Genomic DNA, 14,248 nt, shown 5'->3' on the forward strand with positions numbered 1-14,248 from the left:
TGGCCGCGGGACGCCCCGCGGCCACCGGCCCACCCCGCACCGATCCCTGGCCCGTGCACCCGTACGCCGAAGGACCCTGTGATGCTCGCTTTCCTCGCCCGGCGGATGGTCATGGCCATCGGCACGGTGCTCGCCGCGGTGGTGATCAGCTTCCTGCTGGTGCACGCCACCGACACCTCGCCGGGTGCGGTCCGGCTCGGCACGAACGCGACCCCGGAGCGGATCGTCGCGGAGAACGAGGCGCTGGGCTGGAACCGCCCGCTGCCCACCCAGTTCTTCGACTACCTCGGTGACCTGGTGCGCGGCGACCTGGGCACCTCGCTCATCGACGGGCGCTCGATCGCCGCCGACCTGGCCGACCGGGTGCCGGTGACGGCGTCGATCGCGCTGTTCGCCACGCTCCTCTCCGGCGTCCTCGGCATCGTCCTGGGCGTCACTGCGGCGGTGCGTGGGGGCCGGCTCGCCCGGCTCATCACCACCGGCAGCGGGGTGGCACTGTCCCTGCCGGTCTTCTGGGTCGGCATCCTGCTGGTCTACGTGCTCGCGCTCCAGCTGGGGTGGCTGCCGGCCACCGGGTACGTGCCGTTCACCGTCGACCCGGCCGGGTGGTTCACCAGCCTGCTCATCCCGGTGATCACGCTGACCATCGGCGGCGCGGCGATCGTCGCGCGGACGGCGAACGCCGGCCTGCGGCAGGCGCTGGCCCAGGAGCACGTCCGGACGCTGCGCGCCATGGGCACCCCGGAGTGGCGGATCCGCTACGTGCACGCGCTGCGCTTCGCCAGCCTCCCGGTCGTCTCCGTGCTCGGCATCCAGTTCATCGCCCTGTTCGGCGGCTCGGTGATCATCGAGAACCTCTTCGCACTGCCCGGGCTGGGGCAGGCCGGGCAGGCCGCCGCGGCCTCCAGCGACTTCCCGGCCCTGGTCGGCGTCGTCGTGGTGGCCACCCTGGTCGTCGTCGTCATCAACCTGCTGCTCGACCTGGTCGTGGCTGCACTCGACCCGAAGGTGCGTGCCGCATGAGCGTGCTCCCGCTGGACGCCGCCGACGACGTCGCTGCCGAGCCGGGGTCGCCGGCCCGCCGGCAGGGCCTGTCCGAGGTGCTCCGCCGGCCCGGCGGTCTGCTGGCCGCCGGCTGGCTGCTGTTCGTCGTCGTGGCGTCGCTGACCGCACCGTGGTGGCGGCCCTACGGCGTCGCCGAGCAGGACCTCGCCAACCGGCTGGCGCTGCCGTCGGCGGAGCACTGGCTGGGCACCGACCCGCTCGGCCGCGACCTGCTCAGCCGGATCTTCACCGCCGGCACCGAGCCGCTGCTCTCCTCCGCGGTGACCGTGCTGGTCGCCTTCGGGATCGGCCTGCCGCTGGCGCTGATCGCCGCCGAGCGCGGGCCCCGCGTGGAGAGGGTCATCAGCCGGGTGACCGAGGTGTTCCTGGCCCTGCCCTCGACGATCCTGCTGCTGGCCGTCATCGGCGTGATCGGGGTCCGGACCTTCATCATCATGGCCGTCCTCGGCGTGCTGATCTCCGCCGCGGTCTACCGGGTGATGCTCGGTGTGGCCCAGTCGGTCCGCACCCGGCTCTACGTCGACGCCGCCCGGGTCAACGGCCTGGGCTCGCTGCGGGTGAACGTGGTGCACGTGCTGCCGTCGATGGCCACCGTCATCGCCGTCCAGGCCGCCCAGCTGTACGGCATCGGCCTGCTGATCGTCGCAGGCCTGGCCTTCCTCGGCTTCGGTCCGGCCGAACCCGACCCCAGCTGGGGGTTCATGATCCAGGACGCGTCGTCCTACGTGTTCAACGCGCCGTGGCTGATGGTGCCGACCGGGCTGGTCCTCGCGCTCACCGTGATCGCCGCCAACGAGCTGGCCGACGCGATCGCCGGCAAGGCCGCTGGGGAGGCCGCCCCGGCCCGCCGGCGCCGCCGGTCGCCGGCGCTGACCGCCCCGCTCGACGGCGCGGCGGAGCTCGCCCCGGCCGACCCGGACGCCGTCCTGGAGGTCCGGGACCTGACGATCGCCGTCGACGACGGCGCCGACCTGGTCACCGGTGTCTCGTTCGCGTTGCGACCGGGCCGGGTGCTCGGTCTGGTCGGTGAGTCCGGGTGTGGCAAGACGATGACCGCCCGGTCGCTGCTCGGCCTGCTGCCCGACGGGGTGTCGGTGCGCGGCGGGGCGATCCACTGGCGGGGCCAGGACCTGGTCGGCCGCACCGAGAAGGAGCTGACCGCCGTCCGGGGGCGGGAGATCGCACTGATCTCCCAGGAACCGATGGTGGCGCTGGACCCGATGTTCTCCGTCGCCTACCAGCTCACCCAGCCGATCCGCCGGTTCCGCGGCGTCGGCCGGGGCGAGGCGCGGCGGATCGCCGCGGAGCTGCTGCGCAACGTGGGCATCGTCGACGCCGAGCGGGTGCTGCGGAGCTACCCGCACCAGCTCTCCGGCGGCATGGCCCAGCGCGTGTGCATCGCGCTGGCGCTGACCGGTGAACCACAGCTGCTGATCGCCGACGAGCCGACGACCGCGCTGGACGTCACCGTGCAGGCGGAGATCCTCACCCTGCTGCGGGCGCTGGTCCGGGACACCGGACTGTCGGTGGTGGTCGTCAGCCACGACCTCGGGGTCGTCGCCGACATCTGCGACGACGTGGCCGTGATGTACGCCGGCACGGTGGTCGAGTCCGGCACCGCGGCCGCCGTCCTCGACGCGCCGGAGCACCCGTACACCCAGGCGCTGCTGGCGGCCAACCCGCACGTGCCGGACGGCGTCCCGGTGCCGGTGCGGCTGGCGTCGATCCCCGGGACGGTGCCGCCGCCCGGCTCGTGGCCGGCCGGCTGCCGGTTCGCCACCCGCTGCCAGTTCGCCCAGGACCAGTGCCGGTCACCCTTCCCGGCCCGGCCCGCCCACGCCACCGGCTCGGTGTTCTGCGTCCGGGCCGACGAGCTCGCCGACGCCCACGTCAGCTGGGACGCCGACCCCGTCGGCGCGGCGCACGCCCCCGCCACCACCCCGACCGCAGGAGCGTCCCGATGACCGCCCTCGCCGACCCCGCCCACGAGGTCCACCCGGAGGAGCAGGCGCCCGCACTCCGGGTCCGCGACCTGGTCGTCCGCTACGGCTCCGGTCGCCGGGCGCGCAGCACCCCGCCGGCGGTGGACGGCGTCAGCTTCGACATCGCGCCCGGGGAGACGCTGGGCCTGGTCGGCGAGTCCGGGTCGGGCAAGTCCACGATCGGCAAGGCGGTCCTGGGCCTCCAGCGGCCGACCGCCGGCACGGTGGAGGTGGCCGGGCAGGACGTCACTGGGATGTCGCTCAGGCAGCGCAGCCGCCAGGTGGCCGACCTGCGGGTGGTCTTCCAGGACCCGTACTCGTCGCTGAACCCCGCCCGCACCATCGGCCAGACGCTGGTGGAGCCGCTGCGGCTGATGGGCGTGACCGGCACCGAGGCGCTGGCGCGGGCCCGGTCCGGGCTGGAGTCGGTGGGGCTCCCCGGGGAGGCCGTCGACCGCCGCCCGGCGCAGTTCTCCGGCGGTCAGCGGCAACGCATCGCCATCGCCCGGGCGCTGGTCTGCGACCCGAAGGTGGTCGTGCTGGACGAGCCGGTGTCGGCGCTGGACCTCTCCACCCAGGCGCAGGTGCTCAACCTGCTGGCCGATCTGCGCGACCAGCGCGGGCTGTCCTTCCTCTTCATCGCCCACGACCTGGGCGTGGTGCGTTTCCTGTCCCAGCGCACCGTCGTCCTCTACCGCGGTCAGGTCATGGAGACCGGCCCGGCCGAGCAGGTCGCCCAGCGGCCCCGGCACCCGTACACCCTGGCGCTCACCGCGGCGGCCCCGGTGCCGCGCCCCGCCGAGCAGGCCGCGCGCCGCGCCGCCCGGGAGGCCGCCGGCTTCGGCACCGCGGGAGCCGCCTCGCCGTCGGCCACCGGCTGCCCCTTCGTGCCGCGCTGCCCGTTCTCCACCGACGTCTGCGTGGCGCAGCGGCCGCCGCTCCGGCTGCTCGACGGCTCGCTCACCGCTTGCCACCACGCCGAGCGGGTCCCGCGCCCGTGATGGAGGACCCCGCTGCGCCGCACCACCTGCGGGTCGAGCACCTCGACGAACCACTCGGCATCCGGACGACGACGCCGCGGCTGTCCTGGCAGCTGCCGATGGGCGCCGGGCAGCAGCTCGCCTCCCGGCTCACCGCGGACAACGGCTGGGACACCGGCTGGGTGGAGAGCGGGCAGCACCTGCTGGTGCCCTATGCCGGCCCACCGCTGGCCGCGGGGCAGCGGGTGCAGTGGTGGGTGCAGGTGCGCACCGACCTCGGGGAGAGCGGACCGTCCGCGGCGGGCTGGTTCGAGACCGGGCTGCTGTGGGCCGAGGACTGGCAGGCCTCCTGGGTCGAGCCGGGGGAGATGCCCGCCGGGCCGCCGGGGGAGCGGCCGGCGGCGCTGCTGCGGTACGAGTTCGACGTCGACCGGCCGGTGGTCGCCGCCCGGCTGCACGCCACCGCGCAGGGCGTCTACGAGGCCTTCCTCAACGGGGCGCGCGCCGGGGACGCCGAGCTGACCCCCGGCTTCACCCAGTACGACGCCCGGCTGCAGGTGCAGACCATCGACGTCACCGCCACCGTCCGGCCCGGCCGCAACGCGCTTGCCGTCGTGCTCGCCGACGGCTGGTTCCGCGGCCAGATCGGCATCCTCCGCGCCGCCGACCAGTGGGGCGACCGGCTCGCGCTGCTCGCCCAGCTGCACCTGGTGCACGACGACGGCAGCGTCACCGTCGTCGGCACCGGGCCGGGCTGGCGCAGCGCCGAGGGGCACGTGGTGGCCGCCGACCTGATCGCCGGCGAGCGGGTTGACCTGCGGCGGCTGCCGCGGGGCTGGGACGCCCCGGGCTTCGACGACGCCGGCTGGGCGCCGGTGTGCGTCGTCCAGCACGGCTACGCCGGCCTCGTCGACTCCCCGGCCCCGCCGGTGCGCCGGGTCGAGGAGCTCACCCCGGTGTCGGTCACCCGGCTGCCGGGCGGGGCGCACGTCGTCGACCTGGGCCAGAACGTCAACGGCTGGGTGCGGCTCACCGACCTGGGGCCGGCGAACACCACCCTCACGCTGACCCACGCCGAGTGGCTCGGCCCCGACGGCGACGTCACCACTGACCACCTGCGCCCCGCCGTGCCCTTCCTGCCGGAGCCGCTGCCGGCCGGCCAGGTGGACCAGGTGGTCTCGGCCGGCGTGCCGGGTGAGGTGTTCGAACCGCGGCGGACGACGCACGGCTTCCGGTACGTGCGGATCGCAGGGCACCCCGGCGAGCTCACCGCCGACGACGTCCGCGGCGTCGTCGTGCACACCGACCTGCGCCGCACCGGCTGGTTCTCCTGCAGCGACGAGCGGGTGACCCGATTCCACGAGGCCGCCGTCTGGAGCCTGCGCGGCAACGCCTGCGACATCCCCACCGACTGCCCGCACCGCGAGCGCGCCGGCTGGACCGGTGACTGGCAGCTGTACGTCCCGACCGCCGCGTTCCTGTACGACGTCGCCGGGTTCTCCACCAAGTGGCTGCGGGACGTCGCCGCCGACCAGTGGCCCGACGGGACGATCGCCAACATCAGCCCGTCCTCCCGCAGCGAGGGGCGGGCCGGCCCGGTCGCGGCGATGAACGGCTCGGCCGGCTGGAGCGACGCCGCGGTCGTCGTGCCCTGGGAGCTGTACCGCGCCTACGGCGACGAGCAGGTGCTGGCCGAGCTCTGGCCGACGATGGTCGGCTGGCTCGACCGGGTCGAGCGGATGGCCCGGGACCAGCGACACCCTGCTCGGGTCGCCCGCCGGCCGGAGCCCGCGCCGCACGAGCGGTTCCTCTGGGACACCGGCTTCCAGTGGGGTGAGTGGCTGGTGCCCGGTGAGGACGTCGGAGACTTCGGCGCCTTCGTCGCAGCCGACAAGGGCGAGGTGGCGACGGCGTACTACGCGCACAGCGCCGGGCTGCTGAGCCGGATCGCCGCGGTGCTGGGGAGGGACGACGACGCCGACCGTTACGCCGGACTCGCCGCCGGGGCGCGGGCCGCCTGGCAGGCGGAGTACCTGGACGACGAAGGGCGGCTGTGCTGCGACACGCAGGCCGACCACGTGCGCGCGCTCGCCTTCGACCTGGTGCCGGCCGATCTGCGGCCGGCCGTCGCCGAGCGGCTGGTCGAGCTGGTCCGCAAGGCCGACACCCACCTGGCCACCGGGTTCCTGGCCACGCCGTACCTGCTGCCGGTGCTCGCCGACGCCGGGCACCTCGACGTCGCCTACGAGCTGCTGCTCACCGACACCGAGCCGTCCTGGCTGACGATGGTCGACCGCGGGGCGACCACGGTGTGGGAGCGGTGGGACGGCGTGGACGCCGACGGCGTGCCGCACGAGTCGCTGAACCACTACAGCAAGGGCGCGGTCGTCTCCTTCCTGCACCGGTACACCGCGGGCATCGAGCCGCTGGAGCCCGCGTACCGGCGGTTCCGCGTCCAGCCCCGGCCCGGTGGCGGCCTGACCTCCGCCGAGGCCGCGCACGAGTCGCCGTACGGCCGGATCTCCTCCGCCTGGGCCGTCACCGACGACGTGCTCTCGCTGCGCGTCGTCGTCCCGGCCGGCGCCGAGGCGACGGTCGTCCTGCCCGACGGCACCACGGCATCCGCCGGACCCGGCGAGCACACGTTCACGACCACCCTGGAGCAGCCCGCATGAGCGACCTGACCGTCCTGCCCGTGACCGTCGAGCACCACCGCGAGCCGCTGGGCATCGGCGAGACCCGGCCGCGGCTGTCCTGGGTGTCCCGCACCGACCTCGACGGCTGGCGGCAGGCCGCGTACGAGCTGGAGATCGCACCCGAGGAAGGCCCGGTCTGGTCGTCGGGCCGGGTGGAGTCCGACGAGTCGGTGCTGGTGGCATGGGGAGCGCCGCCGTTGACCAGCCGCGACCGTCGCACGGTCCGCGTGCGGGTGTGGGGCGAGGGGGCCGTCGAGCCGTCGGCGTGTAGCGAGGACACCGTCGTCGAGGCCGGCCTGCTGGCGCCGGCCGACTGGACCGCGACGCTGGTCCGGCCGGTGCTGCCCGCTGACTGCGGCGACGAGCCGGCCGCACTGCTGCGCCGGGAGTTCGTGCTGGACCGGCCGGTCACCCGGGCGCGGCTGTACGCCACCGCGCAGGGGGTCTACGAGGCCGAGCTGAACGGGTCGGTCGTCGGTGACCACGTGCTGGCGCCCGGCTGGACCAGCTACCACCACCGGCTGCGCTACCAGACCCACGACGTCACCGCGCTGCTCACCGAGGGCGCCAATGCGCTCGGCGTGCACCTGGCGCAGGGCTGGTTCGCCGGCCCGCTGGGCTTCACCGGCAAGCGGGCCTTCTACTGCGACCGGACCGGCGCCTTCGTCCAGCTCGAGGTCGAGCACCCCGACGGCAGCCGCACCGTCGTGACCACCGACGGTTCCTGGCGGTCGGCGCCCAGCCCGCTCACCCGGGCCGGGCTCTACGCGGGCGAGACGTTCGACGCCCGCCGCGAGCTCCCCGGCTGGTCGCAGCCGGCGTTCGACGACAGCGCCTGGACGCCGGTGGAGACCGGGGACCTGGACGTCGCCACCCTCGTCGCCCCGACCGGCCCGCCCGTGCGCCGCACGCAGACCCTGCCGGTCCAGGAGATCAGCACCTCACCGTCGGGGAGGACGCTGGTCGACTTCGGCCAGAACCTGGTCGGCCGGCTCCGGCTGTCCCTGCCGGACGCACCGGCCGGCACCGAGGTCACCGTCCGACACGCGGAGGTGCTCGAGCACGGCGAGCTCGGCACCCGCCCGCTGCGCGGGGCCGACGCCACGGACGTCGTCGTGCTGGACGGGGAAGGCCCGCGCACCTGGGAGCCGCGCTTCACCTTCCACGGCTTCCGGTACGCCGAGGTCAGCGGCTGGCCGGGGGAGCTGACGCCGAGCGACCTCGAGGCCGTCGTCGTGCACACCGACCTGCGCCGGACCGGCACCTTCGCGTGCTCCGACCCGGACGTGGAACGGCTGCACGAGAACGTGGTCTGGGGGATGCGGGGCAACTTCCTCGACGTCCCCACCGACTGCCCGCAGCGCGACGAGCGGCTGGGCTGGACCGGTGACCTCCAGGTCTTCGCGCCGTCCGCCTCCTTCCTCTACGACACCACCGGGATGCTCCGCTCCTGGCTGGCCGACCTCGCGGTCGAGCAGCAGGTGGACCACGACGGCATCGTCCCGATGTACGTGCCGTTCCTGCCGCTGCTGCCGTTCCCGCAGCAGGCGGAGGTGGGCTGGGGCGACGCGGCCGTCGTCGTCCCGTGGGTGCTGTACGAGCGGACCGGTGACGCCGGGCTGCTCGCCGACCAGTGGGCGTCCATGACCGCCTGGATCGACGTCTTCGCCGCGCGGGCCGGGGCCGACCTGGACTTCCCCGAGGGCGGGTTCTCCTTCGGTGACTGGCTAGATTCCGCGGCGCCGCCGGACAACCCCGCCGCGGCGCGCACCCCGTGGCAGTGCGTCGCCACTGCCTACCTCGCCCGCTCGGCCCGCACGGTCGCGCAGGCCGCCGAGGTGCTCGGTCGGGACGGCGCCCGGTTCGCCGACCTCGCCGAGCGGGCGACCGATCGGTTCCGCGCCGAGTACGTCTCCCCGAACGGCCGGGTCGCCTACCCGTCGCAGACCGCCTACGCCCTCGCCCTGGAGTTCGACCTGCTCACCCCCGTCCAGCGGGCGCACGCCGGCCGGCTGCTGGCCGAGCAGGTGCTGAAGGACGGCTTCCACATCGCCAGCGGCTTCCTCGGCACCCCGCTGGTCACCGACGCGCTCACGAACGCCGGGGAGCTGGCGACGGCCTACGAGCTGTTGCTGCAGCGGGAGTGCCCGTCGTGGCTGTACCCGGTGTCGATGGGCGCGACGACGATCTGGGAGCGCTGGGACTCCATGCTCCCCGACGGGTCGATCAACCCCGGCGACATGACGTCGTTCAACCACTACGCGCTCGGTGCCGTCGCCGACTGGCTGCACCGCACCGTCGCCGGCCTCGCCCCGGCCGAACCCGGCTATCGGCGGCTGCGGATCGCCCCCCGCCCCGGTCCGGGGATCACCTCCGCCGCCGCGACCCACGAGACGCCGTACGGGACGGCGGCGGTCTCCTGGACCCTCGACGGCGCCGAGCTGACCGTGGAGCTGACCGTCCCGCCGAACACGACCGCCGAGGTGTCACTGCCCGACGGCAGCGCACCGGTCCAGGTGGCGGCCGGGCGGCACTCGTTCACCCGCACGGTCACCGTCCCGGCGCCGGTGGAGAAGCCCGCGCTGTTCTTCGACCCGGAGGCCCACCAGTGACGTCTGTGCCCGTGACCCCGGCGCCCGTCGTCCCCGGCTTCCACCCCGACCCCAGCGTCTGCCGGGTCGACGACACGTACTGGATGGTGCACTCGAGCTTCGAGTACGCCCCCGGCGTGCCGCTGTACCGCTCGACGGACCTGGTGTCCTGGGAGCAGGTCGGGCACGTGCTGGCCCGCCCGTCACAGCTCGACGTCTCGGCGGCCCCCGGTTCGGGCGGCATCACCGCCTGCACGCTGCGCCACCACGACGGCCGGTTCTGGATGGTCACCACGAACCTCGCCGACGGCGGCTGGCAGACGTTGGTCACCGCGGAGGACCCGCTGGGTGAGTGGTCGGAGTCGGTCCGGATGGACGAGGTCCGCGGGATCGACCCGGACCTCGCCTGGGACGACGACGGCACGCTGTTGGTCACCTACGCGGGCTTCGGCGCCGGCGGGCCGGCCGGTCTCGTGCAGCAGGCCGTCGACCCGGTCACCGGGTGGGCGCTGACCGAGCGGCGGAACGTGTGGCAGGGCACCGGCGGGCGGTTCCCGGAGGGCCCGCACCTGTACCGGGTCGGCGGGCACTGGTACCTGCTGATCGCCGAGGGCGGCACCGAGCGCGGCCACGCGGTCACGATCGCCCGCGGACCGTCGCCGTCCGGGCCGTGGGAGGCGTGCCCGCACAACCCGCTGCTGACCCACCGGGGCGTCGAGCACCCGGTGCAGAACACCGGGCACGCGGACCTGGTGCAGCGGCCCGACGGCAGCTGGGCGATCGTCTTCCACGGCGTCCGGCCGCGCGGGGCGAGCCCGCAGTTCCACGTCCTGGGCCGGGAGACCTTCGCCGCCGAGGTGGTGTGGGAGGACGGCTGGCCGCGGCTGGGGGAGTGGCTGACTCCGGCCGCCGGGCCGGTCGAGGTCGAGGAGCTGGCCGGCGCCGCGCTGCCGGTCTCCTGGGTGTCGCCGCGCCGGCTCCCCGGCGACGTGCTCACCCGGGGGGAGGGCGGCTGGCGGCTCACCGCCGCGGCCGCCGACCCAGCCTCGGACGACGCCGCCTTCGCCGGTCGCCGGCAGGAGCACCTGTACTGCCGGGCCCGGGCGGTCGTGGCCGCGGACGGCGACGGCGTCGGTGGCCTGTCCGTGCGGATGGACCCCCGCCACCGCCTCGACCTCCAGGTCGCCGGGGACGTGGTGCGCGCGGTCGCGCAGGTCGGCCCGCTCCGGCAGCTGCTCGGGGAGGTCGCCGTCCCGGCCGGGGACGTCGTGCTGGAGGTCCGGGCCGTCCCGTCGGAGGGGCACTTCTCCTCCACCGCGCTCGGCCCGGACCAGCTGGTCGCCGGGGTCCTGGACGCCGACGGCGGGTTCGCCGAGCTCGGCCGGATCGACGGCCGCTACGTCTCCACCGAGGTGGCCGGTGGGATGACCGGTCGCATGGTCGGCGTCTGGTGCTCCTCCGGGTCGGTCGTCGTCCGCTCGTTCCGCTACGCCGGTGCCGACGACCCGGCCGCCGTCCCCACCGCCTGACCCCTGGAGGAAGCACGTGTCCCTGCGCATCACCCAACGCTGCCGCGTCGTCGTCGACAACGACTGGAACGGTGACCCTGACGGTCTGGTCGCCCTGGCCCACCACTTGCTCAGCGCCGCCAACCGGGTGGTGGCGGTGACCAGCTCGCACCTCAGCCCGCGGTTCGGGCCGCCCGAGGGCACGGCAGCCGCGGGCGCCCGGCGCGCGCAGGAGCTGGTCGACCTGGTCGGCACGCAGCGGCCGGTGGTGGCCGCCGGGTGCGACGTGCCGATCGGCGGCGGCGACACCTCGTCGGCGGCCGCGGACGCCATCGTCGCCGAGGCGCGGCGGGACGGCCCGCTGCCGCTCTTCCTGGTCTGCGCCGGCCCGCTGACCAACGTCGCCCAGGCGCTGCGCCAGGCCCCGGACATCGCCGCCCGGTTGAAGCTGGTCTGGGTCGGTGGGGCGCTGGGCGCCGACGCGCTCGAGTACAACCGGGACACCGACGCCGAGGCCGCCCGCGAGGTGCTCGCCCGCGAGGACCTGGCGATCTGGCAGTTCCCGCTGGAGACCTACCGGCGCTGCACGTACTCGGTGGCGGAGCTGGAGCAGGACGTGGGCGGCGCCGGGCGGCTGGGTGCCTGGCTGTGGCAGCAGTACGTCGAGCTGCCGATCCCCGACTTCGTGGAGCAGGGGGAGACCTGGCCGCTCGGTGACAGCCCCCCGGTCCTGGTCACCGCCCTCGACGACGTGGCCTGCACGTGGACGGAGTCCCCGGACCAGCCGGGACGACGGGTGTGCACCGACGTCGACCTCCGCCTGCTGGTCGCCGACCTGCTCGCCCGGCTCCGGCTGCACGAGCGCCGGAGCCGGGAGGCCTGAGCACGGCTCAGAGGGTGGTCATGCCGCCGTCGACGGCGAACGTCGCGCCGGTCGCGAACGCCGACTCGTCGCTGGCGAGGAACACCATCACGCCCTCGAGGTCGCCGGTGGTACCGGCGCGGCCCATCGGGATCCGGCCGACGATCGCGGCCCGGGCCTCGGGGTCGTCGGTGAGGGTGCTGACCAGCCCGGTCTCGGTGTAGGGCGGGACGACGGTGTTCACCCGGATGCCCCGGCGGGCGTAGGCGGCGGCGACCGTGCGGGCCAGCCCGTGCATGCCGGCCTTGGACGAGGCGTAGGCGGTGAACTCCGCGCCCTCGCCACGGACCGCGGTGGGGCTGCCGGTGAACACGATCGAGCCGCCGCCGACGCCCAGCATCCCGCGCACGGCGTGCTTCACGGTCAGGAACGCCCCGGTCAGGTTGACCTCGTGGGTGCGGCGCCAGACGTCGAGGTCCAGGTCGGCCACCTCGGCGTCCTGCCCGAACAGCTGCACGCCGGCGTTGACGACCACGACCTCGGGCACCCAGCCGTCCGCGGCCAGTGCGGCGAAGCCACCGGCGACGCTGTCCTCGTCGGTGACGTCCATCGGCACCGCCCGCCCACCCGATGCCGCGGCGGCCGCCTCGGCGCCCGCGACGTCCCGGTCGGCGTAGGCGACCCGCGCTCCCTCGGCGACGAACCGGTCGGCCACCGCCCGCCCGATGCCCGCCGCCGCCCCGGTCACCAACGCCGTCTTCCCTGCCAGTCGCCCGCTCATGGCACGAGTCTGCCCAGCGCCGGCATCGCCGGAGACCACCGTGCCGATCACCGGCAGCCCTTTTCCACCAGCGGGCCGACCTCCCGGACGACGCTTCGTCTTGCTGGCCAATGGCAAGGGCCTCGCGGAGGTGACGGCGGACACCGACGATCGACGGTGCGCGGGTGCCCGCGGCGATCCAGCAGACGGCCGATCGCCGGTGACGCCGGCCCCGCGCGGGCATGGGGCGCTCCAGCCAGGACGCCATCCGTCGCTTGCTGACCTCGTTCCCCACTCGAGAGGGCAGCCATGCGCCGCACCCCGTTCACCACCGGCTGGCAGTTCCGGCCGCACGCCAACTCCTTCGCCGAGATGCACGGTGCCGCCCAGCCGTGGCGGGACGTCGTGCTCCCGCACGACGCCACCCTCGGCCAGCCGCGCGATGCCGAGCACGGCCCCGGCGCGGGCTACTTCCCGCCCACCGCCGTGGACTACCGGGCGGTGCTGCCGGTGACCGGCGACGACCGCGACCAGGTGCTCGCCCTGCACTTCGAGGGCGTGTACCGCTCGGCCCGGGTGCTGGTGAACGGTCAGCTCGCCGCCACCTGGTCGTCGGGCTGGACCGAGGCCGTCGTCCCGCTGGCCGACCACCTCCGGTACGACGGGACCGACGAGGTCCGCGTGCTGTGCCGGGCCGGCAGGGACGCCCGCTGGTACGCCGGCGCCGGCATCCACCGTCCGGTGCACCTGCTGCGCGGCCCACTGGTGCACCTGGCCGCCGACGGTGTCCGGGTGGTCACCGAGGAGCTCGACGGCTCGCGCGCCGTCGTCTCGGTCGCCTCGACCGTCGTGCACGCCGGGCGGGGACTGGCCAGCCGGACCCTGCGTGTCCGGCTGGTCGACGACGCCGGGGCCGTGGTGGCCGAGGCTGTCTCGCCGGTCACCGTGCTGCCGGGGGAGCCCGCGGTCGTCCGCCAGCGGCTGCTGGTGGCCGACCCGGCGCCGTGGAGCCCGACGTCGCCGCGGCTGCACACCGTCGAGGCGGTGCTGCTCGACGGCGACATCGAGACCGACACCGAGACGGTCACCACCGGCCTGCGGACCCTGTCCCTGGACCCCGACCGGGGACTGCGGATCAACGGCCAGACGGTGCTCCTGCGCGGGGCGTGCGTGCACAGCGACAACGGCGTGCTGGGCTCGGCCGCGATCGGCCGGGCCGACGAACGTCGGGTGGAGCTGCTGGCGGCGGCCGGGTTCAACGCACTGCGCAGCTCGCACAACCCGATGAGCCGAGCCATGCTCGCCGCCTGCGACCGGGTGGGCGTGCTGGTGATGGACGAGCTCACCGACACCTGGACCCACGGCAAGTCCATCGAGGACGACGCCGGTCACTTCGCCGACACCTGGCGGTCCGACGTCGCCTCCATGGTCCGGCGCGGGGCCAACCACCCCAGCATCGTGCTGTGGTCCATCGGCAACGAGATCCCCGAGGTGTCCGACCCGCACGGCGCGCTGTGGTCGCGCCGGCTGGCCGAGGCCGTCCGCGCCGAGGACCCCACCCGGTTCGTCACGAACGGGGTCAACGCGATGCTGGCCGTCATCGAGGAGGCCCGGGGCCCCCAGGCAGCCGAGCTGGGCATCAACACGATGCTCACCGACATGGGTGAGTTCATGGACCACCTGTCGGGCACCGAGCTGGTCGCCCGGCGCACCGAGGAGTCCTTCGACGTGCTCGACGTCGCCGGGATGAACTACATGGAGGCCCGTACGCGATCGACCGGGAGCTGTTCCCGCGCCGGGTGAT

General features: G+C 74.9%; 9 protein-coding genes. 8 read left to right on the top strand and 1 reads right to left on the bottom strand.

Features of this window, described 5'->3' with window-relative positions:
• Positions 1-81 precede the first annotated feature (81 nt).
• Genes IN07_RS00325 through IN07_RS00355 form a run of 7 tightly spaced genes read left to right on the top strand, consistent with a single transcriptional unit; the run spans position 82 to position 11,705 of the window.
• Positions 82-1,023, top strand: a complete 942-nt coding sequence (locus IN07_RS00325) for an ABC transporter permease (protein WP_036332394.1) — start codon at positions 82-84, stop codon at positions 1,021-1,023.
• Complete coding sequence (locus tag IN07_RS00330) at positions 1,020-3,029, top strand: dipeptide/oligopeptide/nickel ABC transporter permease/ATP-binding protein (RefSeq protein ID WP_036332397.1); 2,010 nt, start codon at positions 1,020-1,022, stop codon at positions 3,027-3,029. Before IN07_RS00325 ends, IN07_RS00330 begins: the two co-directional genes overlap by 4 nt.
• Positions 3,026-4,048, top strand: a complete 1,023-nt coding sequence (locus IN07_RS00335) for an oligopeptide/dipeptide ABC transporter ATP-binding protein (protein WP_052090408.1) — start codon at positions 3,026-3,028, stop codon at positions 4,046-4,048. Before IN07_RS00330 ends, IN07_RS00335 begins: the two co-directional genes overlap by 4 nt.
• The gene (locus IN07_RS00340; RefSeq protein WP_036332401.1) at positions 4,048-6,702 is read left to right on the top strand and encodes a family 78 glycoside hydrolase catalytic domain; all 2,655 of its coding nucleotides are present in this window, start codon (positions 4,048-4,050) and stop codon (positions 6,700-6,702) included. The genes IN07_RS00335 and IN07_RS00340 overlap by 1 nt, the downstream gene beginning before the upstream one ends.
• Entirely contained in the window at positions 6,699-9,335 is a 2,637-nt protein-coding gene (locus tag IN07_RS00345; RefSeq protein ID WP_036332403.1) for a glycoside hydrolase family 78 protein, read from the top strand. The genes IN07_RS00340 and IN07_RS00345 overlap by 4 nt, the downstream gene beginning before the upstream one ends.
• An 11-nt stretch (positions 9,336-9,346) precedes the next feature.
• Positions 9,347-10,843, top strand: a complete 1,497-nt coding sequence (locus IN07_RS00350) for a glycoside hydrolase family 43 protein (RefSeq protein WP_052090415.1) — start codon at positions 9,347-9,349, stop codon at positions 10,841-10,843.
• Between the two features lie 16 nt (positions 10,844-10,859).
• Complete coding sequence (locus tag IN07_RS00355) at positions 10,860-11,705, top strand: nucleoside hydrolase (protein ID WP_052090419.1); 846 nt, start codon at positions 10,860-10,862, stop codon at positions 11,703-11,705.
• 7 nt (positions 11,706-11,712) lie between these two features.
• Here IN07_RS00355 and IN07_RS00360 read toward each other — a convergent pair whose 3' ends face one another.
• The gene (locus tag IN07_RS00360) at positions 11,713-12,465 is read right to left on the bottom strand and encodes an SDR family NAD(P)-dependent oxidoreductase (protein WP_036332474.1); all 753 of its coding nucleotides are present in this window, start codon (positions 12,463-12,465) and stop codon (positions 11,713-11,715) included.
• Positions 12,466-12,753: 288 nt separating this feature from the next.
• Here IN07_RS00360 and IN07_RS26095 point away from each other — a divergent pair, with 288 nt between their 5' ends.
• On the top strand, positions 12,754-14,247 hold the full coding sequence (locus tag IN07_RS26095; RefSeq protein ID WP_231557915.1) for a glycoside hydrolase family 2 protein: 1,494 nt from the start codon (positions 12,754-12,756) through the stop codon (positions 14,245-14,247).
• Position 14,248 lies beyond the last annotated feature (1 nt).

Source organism: Modestobacter caceresii (genome assembly GCF_000761485.1).
GTDB classification, from domain to species: Bacteria; Actinomycetota; Actinomycetes; order Mycobacteriales; family Geodermatophilaceae; genus Modestobacter; species Modestobacter caceresii.

Excerpts from the sequence above, each read along its gene's own strand:
- IN07_RS00325 (WP_036332394.1), top strand. The coding sequence starts at position 82 with ATGCTCGCTTTCCTCGCCCGGCGGATGGTCATGGCCATCGGCACGGTG.
- IN07_RS00335 (WP_052090408.1), top strand. The coding sequence starts at position 3,026 with ATGACCGCCCTCGCCGACCCCGCCCACGAGGTCCACCCGGAGGAGCAG.
- IN07_RS00345 (WP_036332403.1), top strand. The coding sequence starts at position 6,699 with ATGAGCGACCTGACCGTCCTGCCCGTGACCGTCGAGCACCACCGCGAG.
- IN07_RS00340 (WP_036332401.1), top strand. The coding sequence starts at position 4,048 with ATGGAGGACCCCGCTGCGCCGCACCACCTGCGGGTCGAGCACCTCGAC.
- IN07_RS00360 (WP_036332474.1), bottom strand. The coding sequence starts at position 12,465 with ATGAGCGGGCGACTGGCAGGGAAGACGGCGTTGGTGACCGGGGCGGCG.
- IN07_RS00330 (WP_036332397.1), top strand. The coding sequence starts at position 1,020 with ATGAGCGTGCTCCCGCTGGACGCCGCCGACGACGTCGCTGCCGAGCCG.
- IN07_RS26095 (WP_231557915.1), top strand. The coding sequence starts at position 12,754 with ATGCGCCGCACCCCGTTCACCACCGGCTGGCAGTTCCGGCCGCACGCC.